Source organism: Corynebacterium sp., from assembly GCF_030538285.1.
Classification (GTDB): Bacteria; Actinomycetota; Actinomycetes; order Mycobacteriales; family Mycobacteriaceae; genus Corynebacterium.
In genome coordinates, this window is sequence record NZ_JAUNUG010000017.1 from 50,227 (window position 1) to 56,595 (window position 6,369).

The 6,369-nt window shown below is 66.9% G+C and carries 11 protein-coding genes and 1 pseudogene; 2 read left to right on the plus strand and 10 right to left on the minus strand.

Annotated elements, in window-relative coordinates; genetic code table 11:
• Complete coding sequence (locus tag Q4G50_RS07495; RefSeq protein WP_303377032.1) at positions 1 to 264, plus strand: cory-CC-star protein; 264 nt, start codon at positions 1 to 3, stop codon at positions 262 to 264.
• The gene (locus tag Q4G50_RS07500) at positions 255 to 1,214 is read left to right on the plus strand and encodes an ArsA family ATPase (RefSeq protein WP_303377033.1); all 960 of its coding nucleotides are present in this window, start codon (positions 255 to 257) and stop codon (positions 1,212 to 1,214) included. The genes Q4G50_RS07495 and Q4G50_RS07500 overlap by 10 nt, the downstream gene beginning before the upstream one ends.
• Positions 1,215 to 1,285: 71 nt before the next feature.
• Here Q4G50_RS07500 and Q4G50_RS07505 read toward each other — a convergent pair whose 3' ends face one another.
• From Q4G50_RS07505 to Q4G50_RS07550, 10 genes and pseudogenes are all read right to left on the minus strand, one after another.
• Complete coding sequence (locus tag Q4G50_RS07505) at positions 1,286 to 1,513, minus strand: hypothetical protein (protein ID WP_303377034.1); 228 nt, start codon at positions 1,511 to 1,513, stop codon at positions 1,286 to 1,288.
• A gap of 318 nt (positions 1,514 to 1,831) precedes the next feature.
• Positions 1,832 to 2,140 (minus strand): hypothetical protein, encoded by a 309-nt coding sequence (locus Q4G50_RS07510; protein WP_303377035.1) that lies wholly within the window; start codon positions 2,138 to 2,140, stop codon positions 1,832 to 1,834.
• A gap of 119 nt (positions 2,141 to 2,259) precedes the next feature.
• Positions 2,260 to 2,586, minus strand: a complete 327-nt coding sequence (locus Q4G50_RS07515; protein WP_303377036.1) for a hypothetical protein — start codon at positions 2,584 to 2,586, stop codon at positions 2,260 to 2,262.
• Positions 2,587 to 2,588: 2 nt separating this feature from the next.
• The gene (locus Q4G50_RS07520) at positions 2,589 to 3,392 is read right to left on the minus strand and encodes a pantoate--beta-alanine ligase (RefSeq protein ID WP_303377037.1); all 804 of its coding nucleotides are present in this window, start codon (positions 3,390 to 3,392) and stop codon (positions 2,589 to 2,591) included.
• Positions 3,389 to 4,093: a hypothetical protein gene (locus Q4G50_RS07525; protein ID WP_303377038.1), complete on the minus strand. Its 705-nt coding sequence runs from the start codon at positions 4,091 to 4,093 to the stop codon at positions 3,389 to 3,391. Before Q4G50_RS07525 ends, Q4G50_RS07520 begins: the two co-directional genes overlap by 4 nt.
• Positions 4,093 to 4,905: a DUF6779 domain-containing protein gene (locus Q4G50_RS07530; RefSeq protein WP_303377039.1), complete on the minus strand. Its 813-nt coding sequence runs from the start codon at positions 4,903 to 4,905 to the stop codon at positions 4,093 to 4,095. The genes Q4G50_RS07525 and Q4G50_RS07530 overlap by 1 nt, the downstream gene beginning before the upstream one ends.
• 10 nt (positions 4,906 to 4,915) lie before the next feature.
• Entirely contained in the window at positions 4,916 to 5,383 is a 468-nt protein-coding gene (locus Q4G50_RS07535) for a DUF3180 domain-containing protein (RefSeq protein ID WP_303377040.1), read from the minus strand.
• The gene (folK, locus tag Q4G50_RS07540; protein ID WP_303377041.1) at positions 5,380 to 5,856 is read right to left on the minus strand and encodes a 2-amino-4-hydroxy-6-hydroxymethyldihydropteridine diphosphokinase; all 477 of its coding nucleotides are present in this window, start codon (positions 5,854 to 5,856) and stop codon (positions 5,380 to 5,382) included. The genes Q4G50_RS07535 and folK overlap by 4 nt, the downstream gene beginning before the upstream one ends.
• Entirely contained in the window at positions 5,856 to 6,248 is a 393-nt protein-coding gene (gene folB / locus Q4G50_RS07545) for a dihydroneopterin aldolase (RefSeq protein WP_303377042.1), read from the minus strand. The genes folK and folB overlap by 1 nt, the downstream gene beginning before the upstream one ends.
• A pseudogene (locus Q4G50_RS07550) lies at positions 6,241 to 6,369 on the minus strand (dihydropteroate synthase); the annotation flags it as partial. The gene folB and the pseudogene Q4G50_RS07550, both read right to left, overlap by 8 nt.

Consider the following 6,369-nt stretch of genomic DNA (forward strand, 5'->3'; position numbering starts at 1 on the left):
ATGTCATTCCGGGAGAAGTTCCGCGCATTCACGGACGGGCTCACCGAGTTTTACGCGGGCCCGTACCGCGCGACCTTCGTCAAGGCACGCCAGCAGGAAGATGACCTGTTCATGATGCTGGTCATGTCCGAGGCCCTCGGCGTGCCCAACCCGGCCAGCTACTACACGCTGGAAATGCTGCCCATCATCTACGAGGACTTCCACGCCTGGCACTGCCGCATGGGCATGGAGCATTCACCCCTGGAGAACATTCAGTGCTGCTAGAGCTCATCGGATCCACCCGCATCGTGTTCTTCGGGGGCAAGGGTGGCGTGGGCAAGACCACCGTCGCGTCCTCCACGGCGACCGCCCTGGCCGCCGCCGGCCGGCGCGTGCTGCTGGTGTCCACCGACCCGGCCCACAATCTGGGGCATCTGTGGGAGCAGCGCATCGGCGACCATGTCACCCCGGTCCGCGAGAATCTTGATGTCCTCGAGCTCGACCCGGCGGAGACCACCCGTGCGCATCTCAAGGCCGTCGGCCACACAATGCGGCAGATGATGCCGGAGCACCTGCACGGTGAGGTGAGCAAGCATCTGGAGCTCTCCGCCCAGTCACCGGGCACGCACGAGGCGGCGGTGCTCGAGCGGATCGCGGAGATCGTCGCCGGTTCTCAGGACTACGACCACGTCGTCTTCGACACCGCCCCCTCCGGCCACACCTCCCGTCTCATGGAGCTGCCCGAGCTCATGGCTGCCTGGACCGATGGTCTGCTCGATCGGCGTGACAAGTCGGAGCATCTCTCCGCCGTGGTGCGTGGGCTCTCCCCCACGGGCCGCGACCGTGTCGCTGCCGCGGAGGATCCCGTTGACCGCCGTAACCAGCAGTTGCGTTCCATCCTGCTCAAGCGGCGCCAGCGTTTCACCCAGCTTCGCGACGTCCTCCGTGACCCCGCCCAGTGCGTCTTCTTCATCGTGCTCACCGCCGAGCGCCTCCCCGTTCTGGAGACCGGCGAATTCCACGCCGAACTCCGAGCGGCGGGTGTGCGCGTCGGCGGCCTGGTGGTCAACCGCCGCTCCCCGGCGGATCAGGGCGAATTCCTGGCAGAACGCCGCTCGCTGGAGGATGCAGCCCTGGAGAAGCTGCTTATCGACGTCCCCGTCGTCCAGCTCCCCCTCCTCCCCCGCGATGTCAGTGGTTTGGACGAGGTGGAGGATTTCGCGCAGCTGCTCTAGCGGCCCCGCCCGCGAGTTCGTGCATATCCCCTGTACACATGCATGGCAGATATACACGAACGCCGGGGGTGCTACAGCTCCGGGATCGAATGGGCGATGGCCCACTCGGGTCCGTGCTTGTCCCGGATGACCGCGAGCCCATTGCTCCACAGCAAACGGAGCAAGGCGCTCAGCTCTCCGACGAAAGCAGACTCCTGGAGCAGTTCATATGTTCTGGCGTCTACCCCTCGAGCCTTTTCGGACTCGATAACGACGATCCCCACGGCGTCCCCCTCGCGGTCCAGTCTGAGAGCGACCATACTCCGCGAATGCATTTTGAGGTTCTTCGTCTCTTCGTCTCCGAAAGCCCATTTCTCGACGTTGTCTTGGTCCCATCGAGCGCGGATTTCGGGTAAGGACAGTTCAACGGCAAACCCCTCCTTCCATGCCCGCGCAATTATTCCTTGACCATCCGGATAGCGGTGACGTCCCGCCATTTGAAGGGTCGGATTCGCCGACTTCCGGGAAATGGGGACCAACTCGTGGTTTTGTCGATCCCGACAGTAGACCGTCAGGCGGATTCTTGTGACGCGTTCTTCTAACGTCAAGCTTCTCCCCTCTTCCCCCGATTGGCATACTCAGGCAGGTAGCAGCAGGTTGCTTCCCTGTTCAAAATGCTCACCGGAGGAAGCCATCCGGCGAATCATCTCATTCACAAATTCGTCGAGGGCATCCTGGGCTTCACCGAAACTCGCACCGGAGGCACGAAGGTGAATGACCAGTTCTCCTGAACCAGTCCCTTCGATGAGGCCTATCCATTCGACGTCAGTAGATGACATCATCTCCAGGGTCTTCCTGAGTTCCACGGCCAGAGCCTCCCGGGCTTGCGGAGGCGTGACGGAGATGGACAATTCAGAACGTAGCTTCTTGAGGGCGTGCCGCGGCATTCTTCGTTCTCCTTCCTGGACGTGTACTGATGAGATATTCGCCATCATAAGCCACCCGCACGACACATCGGCGCCCACCACGGGCGGGCGGGGAGGGCATTCGCGGCAAACTCTTCCGCTTATCGACGCCCCGCCCACCGCCACACCGCCACCGACACGGCGAGGCCCATATAGAGCAGTGCCAACAGATACGAGGCGATGACGGGGTGGAATACCGTGGTCTCCGGGATGCTCCGGGCCCACCACACCGAGGCCACGCCCACCGTCAATCCGGTTCCGGCCAGGACTGCAGCGTCGAAGCCATTCAATCTCCGGCGCTGAAATGCCACGGACCACACCACTACCAGGGCGAACAGCACGCAGCCCGCCCCGAAGAGCCACCAGACATCGCCCCACATCCCACCGAGCACCACAGTCAGCGCCACCAGCGTCCCCCAACGCATCACGCTCAGCCCTCGATGTTGCGGAAGCCGATGCCGAGCGGCAGGCCGACGTTGTCGGTGAGGCGCACCCCGCCGACCAGCGCGGAGACCAGCAGTCGGGCATCGCCCTGCGCGGGGGCGTCGCCGAGGTCGAGGCCGCGGACCGCGAGGTAGTCGACGTCGACACCCGCCTCGTCCAGGACCGTCCGGGCCACCGACAGCACGGCCTCGGCGCCGTGTTCGGCGGAGTGGGCCCCGGCGGTGAGCGCTGCGGATATTGCCAGCGCTTGCTCGCGGGCCGATTCCTCCACGCGCGTGTTGCGCAGGGACAGGGCCAGCCCATCAGGCATGCGGACGGTGGGCACACCGTGCAGTTTCACCGGCAGGTGCAGGTCCGTGATGGCGGCCTGCAGCGCCCGCATCTGCTCGTAGTCCTTCTCCCCAACCACCACATCGGTGGGCCCGACCGCGTTGATCAGGCTCAGCGCCAAGGTCAGCTCCCCGGCCACCTCAGCAACCGGCTCGAGGTCGTGATCCACGGGCTGGACCAGCGTGCGCAGGCCGCGGGGCCACAGTTCATCCTGGGTGTAGGTGCAGATGGCGTCGACGTGGGCGTCGATAAGCAATGAATGATCGGAGCCCGAAAAGGCGACAATGACCACCGCCCGGGGGATGCGCTGCGCTGCGCGGATGAGCGCGAGGTGGCCGGCGTGCGCGCCCGAACCGAGCGGCACGAGGACGACGGGGCGGCCCGTCTTACGCATGGCTCGGGCCAGCACACCGGCCTGCGCGAGCGAGAATTCCCGCGCCTGACCTGCTTCGAAGCTCACAGTTTCTCCTCCTGGATGGCCCACAGTTCAATGTCCTGGTTGTGCTGGGTTTCCGCGACGCGGCGCAGCACCTGCCGGAAGGCGCGGGCCTGGCCGGGATTGTCGATGGACTCCCACTGGGCGCGCAGGGACGCGGCGTCGGGAAGCCGGGGCAGGCTGCCTCGGGAGGCGGCGATGTCATCGGCCTCCTGGATGTCGCCGACCACGTCGCTGAGCATCCGCACTGCGTCGCGCCCAAGCGATTTCACGGCCTCCACATAGGTGATGGCGGCGGCGAGACGGACCCGGTCCTCGTCGAGGCACGGCACACCACTCGCCCCGAGCTCGCCGAGCAGCAGCTCCGCGATCGTCTCACCAACCTCATCGACAGTGGTCACCGCCCAGCGGATGGGGCTGAGCTCACCGAGTGCGATGACGACCGCGCCGGTGACCTCCAGCGGGTCCATGATGAGCACCCCATGCTGCAGGGAGGTGTGGATGAAGATCTGCCCGCGCCGGGCACGCTCCGCCAGCCGCTCGATCGCAGATTCCAGCAGGGAGTCCCGCACCTCCAGCACCACCAGATCAAGATCCTCGAAGGCGGGCGGGGCCGGGTCGTAGTCCATGTAGGACACGTCGTGGCCGACCTTCGACAACAGGTCGGGCAGGGAGGATGTGCGCGAGTCGCCGTACACGCCCACCCGCATCCGCGGGGCGCGCACTAGGCGTCCTTGTTCGCGCGGGCGAGCAACTCGGCGACAGTCAGTCCGCTGGTGTTTTCGTCCCGGCGGCGACGTCCGCGGCTTTCCGGTTCCGGCTCGGTCTCCGGTTCCGGCTTCTCGACGACCGGCTCGGGCTCCGGCTCCACTTCCGGCTCGGGCTCAGCTTCCCGTTCCGGCTGCCAAGACACCGTCTGGAATGCCCCGGTGTTGAAGGGGCGTGGCTCGGTGGCCTGCTGCTTTTCCCGGATGAGGTCGGCCAGCGGGTTGGACTGCGGGCGGGAGGGCTGCTGGCCGAGGCGCCCGGCGACCGCATCCGCCGAGGGGGCGCCGAAGCTGGGCTCGGGCTCGGGTACGTCGGATTCCTCCGGCGCGAACGTCGACTCCAGTTCCTGGATGCGGTGGGCGTGGGCGCGCACGGCTGCGGGCTGGTACTCGAAGGAACGGCCGGCGAGGTTTTCCAGCTGGGCACGGATGCCCGCCAGTTCCCGCTGGATGTCCTCGAGGACGGCGGTGTCGCGGGAGGGCTCCGGCTTTTCCAGCGCGCGGACTTCCTCGCGGACCTCTTCGCGGGCTTCGGCGCGGGCGAGTTCGGTGCTCAGGGCGAGTTCCTGGCGGGCGGCCTCGGCATCGCGGCGGTAGCGGAAGACGAGGAAGAAGCCGATGATCGCCGCCCACAGGGCCGCCAGGAGGGCGATTTTCAGGGCTCCGTCGCTGTCGGTGAACAGCATGACGATGCTCGCAATGAAGGCCAGAACGATCAGGATGACCAGCATCACCTGGCTGCGGTCGACGCCACCTTGCTCCTCAGTCATGTGTCCTACCTTAACCCGCCGCTTCGCCCTCGGCGGGCGGCGGTGTCTCGCAGTGTCGTTCGAGGTACAGGCCCGCGGCGGCGAGCGCCACCCCACCCACCGTGGAGGCGAGGACGCCGGGGAGGTCATCGGCGGCGGCGATGAGGTCGCCGGCACGCGGGATGATGTAGGTGGCCATGCCGAGGTAGGCGCCGCCGATGACGGCGCCGGTCCACGCGGAGGCTTTGCCGATGACCAGGAACTGGGCGGCGGTCACCGGGCTGAGCTGGGAGCGGTCCTGGCCGATGCCGCCGTCACCTTTGCGGTCGCGTACGCGCCAGGCCAGGGCTATGCACACGATGGTCATCACCCACAGGGTGACGGAGACGGTCACCGGGATCGAGGTCATCGAGCCGTAGAGACGCCAGGTGAGGATCGCGGCGACGGCGGCGATGAAGCCTCCGACGGCGATGAGCGCGGCGATCGACGTCCGTTTCATAAGCACCCCACTTCCACGATGGCGGCGACGTCGGCGGGATCAAGCGCAGCAAGAAGCTTATCGACGCCGCCCCCACCCAGCATCGCCTCCGGGTCCGCCGCCAGCCAGGGCACGAGGACGAAGGCGCGTTCGTGGGCGTGCGGGTGCGGGAGGGTGAGCACCGGGTCATCGGATTCGATGCCGTCGATGGTGACGATGTCCACGTCGAGGGTGCGCGGCCCCCAACGGCGCACGCGCACGCGTTCGGCCTCCTCTTCCAGGCGCTGGCCGCGGCGCAGCAGTTCCAGCGGGGTGTCCTCGACCTCGACAATGAGCACGGCGTTGAGGAACTCGTCCTGGTCGGTCACCCCCCACGGCGGGGTGGAGTACACGGGGCTTAAGGCGATGATCTCGCCAGCGAACTCATCGCGGACGCGGCGTAGCAGCGCCCAGCGGTCGTCCATGTTCGACCCGATCGACAGCACGGCGCGCATCAGGCGAACCTGTACGAAGCTTCTCGACGCTTCCGCGAACGCCTCGCCACCACCGCCACATCGGCGAAGGCGTGCGGGATGGGGGCCTCCGGCTTGTGGATGGTCACTTCCACCGCGTGGAGGATGTCGAAACCGGCCATGGCGCGTTCGGCGATCTCCACGGCGACGGTCTCGATGAGATCGCGCGGCTCACCTTCGACGACCTCGACGGCCAGCTGCGCGAGCTCCGCGTAGTTGACGGTCAGGTGCAGGTCATCGGAGGCGGCGGCCGGGCCGATCTCCAGCCAGCAGGTTATGTCCACGATGAAGGTCTGGCCGTCGCGGCGTTCCTCGGGGAAGACCCCGTGGTAGCCGAAGCAGGACAGGCCGGTGAGTTCGATACGGTCAGCCACGGCTGCCTCCGGCGTTCCACAGCGCGGCGACGTCGACGGCGTCACGGGAGACGGGGACGTTGTGCACGCGCACTCCCCAGGCGCCCATCTGCGCGGAGATGGCGGTGACGGCGGCGGTGGC

Excerpts from the sequence above, each read along its gene's own strand:
- Q4G50_RS07530 (WP_303377039.1), bottom strand. The coding sequence starts at position 4,905 with ATGACTGAGGAGCAAGGTGGCGTCGACCGCAGCCAGGTGATGCTGGTC.
- Q4G50_RS07495 (WP_303377032.1), top strand. The coding sequence starts at position 1 with ATGTCATTCCGGGAGAAGTTCCGCGCATTCACGGACGGGCTCACCGAG.
- Q4G50_RS07535 (WP_303377040.1), bottom strand. The coding sequence starts at position 5,383 with ATGAAACGGACGTCGATCGCCGCGCTCATCGCCGTCGGAGGCTTCATC.
- folK (WP_303377041.1), bottom strand. The coding sequence starts at position 5,856 with ATGCGCGCCGTGCTGTCGATCGGGTCGAACATGGACGACCGCTGGGCG.
- Q4G50_RS07505 (WP_303377034.1), bottom strand. The coding sequence starts at position 1,513 with ATGGTCGCTCTCAGACTGGACCGCGAGGGGGACGCCGTGGGGATCGTC.
- Q4G50_RS07510 (WP_303377035.1), bottom strand. The coding sequence starts at position 2,140 with ATGCCGCGGCACGCCCTCAAGAAGCTACGTTCTGAATTGTCCATCTCC.